We start from the raw sequence: 1,433 nt of genomic DNA, 5'->3' as shown, positions 1-1,433 counted from the left end.
AGGCGCGGCGCGTCGAGCACGACCTGATCGCGGGAATAGCGATTCGCTTCGGCGATGGCATCGCTGAGGGGGGTGTCGGCGAAATCGAGCTTGCGCTCGTGCCAGGCCGTGGCGCGCGGCAGATCTGCGTTCCGCCGCTTCACCGAGACCACTCCGGCAGAATATGAAAGCTGCTCGCCCGCTGAAAGGAGTATGCGGTCCTTCGCCGCTGGCGGTTCGGCACTCGATTGCGTTGTCGCCGCTACCGCGATCTTGCCTTCGATCAAGGTGACGGTCACCGAATTGTCGCTCTCATAAACGTCGAACACCGTTCCAACGGCCCGCACCTCACCGCCGCTGGCGATGACCGTGAACGGTCGGGCAGGATCCTTGACGACCTTGAAATTCACTTGCCCCCGCACCAGCTCGATGCTGCGGCGATCGGCCGCGTAATGGATGCGGATTGCCGAATCGGTGTTGAGCCGGATCACTGAACCGTCGGGCAGCGGTACGGTTCGCTGCTCGCCGACATCGGTAGCGTAGTGGTTGGCCTCCCGGTGCTGCCAAGAGAACATGCCTCCGACGACAACAGCCAAGAAGAGGATGGCAGCGCTCGCCAGCCATGCGCTCACGCGCGGGCGGGCGATTTTGCGCCGGCGCGCGGCAATCTCGCCCCGAATCCGCCCGATCTCCGGCGACGCCTCGATGGATTTCAGGTCGTCCCAGAGCGCATCGATCGCTTCGAACTCCCGCCGTCTTGCAGGGTCGCCCACGAGCCAGGCGCGAAAACGGGTCGCATCCATTTCCGGGATGTCCGTGGCCCGCAGTCGCGCGTACCAGTCCGCAGCCTCGGTCGCCGCCGATGAATGAGCCCGATCCCGATCTTCATTCATGGCGGGACGAGCGCCGCGGGGCGCTGACCTCCAAGGGCTGTGGCGAGGCGTTCACCTTCTGGTGCAGTTGGCTGATGGCGTGGCTCACGTGCTTCTCGATCGTGGAGACCGACACTCCTAGCTCCGCGGCGATCTCACCGTACGTCATGTTCTCGAAGCGGTTCATGCTTCCTGCTCCGCAAATTCCCGTGTCCTACATTAAGAGACAACCGAAGGTGTGCTCACCCCAGTGATTCACGGAGAAAAATTTCAGCTGGCGCGACAATGGCGTGGAAGCCGGGCTGGGGCGTTACCGGCCCGCCGGCGTCGCGTCGGTGAGGAGGAAGCTGCCGTCGTCGGTGCGATCGACATGCAAGTCAAAGAGGGCCTGCAAGCCCTCGACGAGCAAGTCGTTCCTGCCGGCCTGAAAGACGCCACTGATGCGGGCGTTCTGGAGGCGCGGCGCGTCGAGCACGACCTGATCGCGGGAATAGCGATTCGCTTCGGCGATGGCATCGCTGAGGGGGGTGTCGGCGAAATCGAGCTTGCGCTCGTGCCAGGCCGTGGCGCGCGGCAGATCTG

At 64.3% G+C, this 1,433-nt stretch carries 3 protein-coding genes; all 3 read right to left on the bottom strand.

Features of this window, described 5'->3' with window-relative positions:
• A partial coding sequence (locus ACRC0P_RS19055; protein WP_438632891.1) for a FecR family protein occupies window positions 1-872 on the bottom strand: 872 nt, incomplete at its 3' end.
• Window positions 865-1,038, bottom strand: coding sequence for a sigma factor-like helix-turn-helix DNA-binding protein (locus tag ACRC0P_RS19050; protein ID WP_438632890.1), 174 nt, complete (start codon window positions 1,036-1,038; stop codon window positions 865-867). The genes ACRC0P_RS19050 and ACRC0P_RS19055, both read right to left, overlap by 8 nt.
• 123 nt (window positions 1,039-1,161) lie before the next feature.
• Window positions 1,162-1,433: hypothetical protein (locus ACRC0P_RS19045; protein ID WP_438632889.1), on the bottom strand; the 272-nt coding region annotated here is incomplete at its 5' end.

It is taken from the genome of Microbulbifer sp. (genome assembly GCF_051659245.1).
Classification (GTDB): Bacteria; Pseudomonadota; Gammaproteobacteria; order Pseudomonadales; family Cellvibrionaceae; genus Microbulbifer.
This window is presented reverse-complemented; position numbering and strand designations above follow the sequence as displayed.

Excerpts from the sequence above, each read along its gene's own strand:
- ACRC0P_RS19050 (WP_438632890.1), bottom strand. The coding sequence starts at position 1,038 with ATGAACCGCTTCGAGAACATGACGTACGGTGAGATCGCCGCGGAGCTA.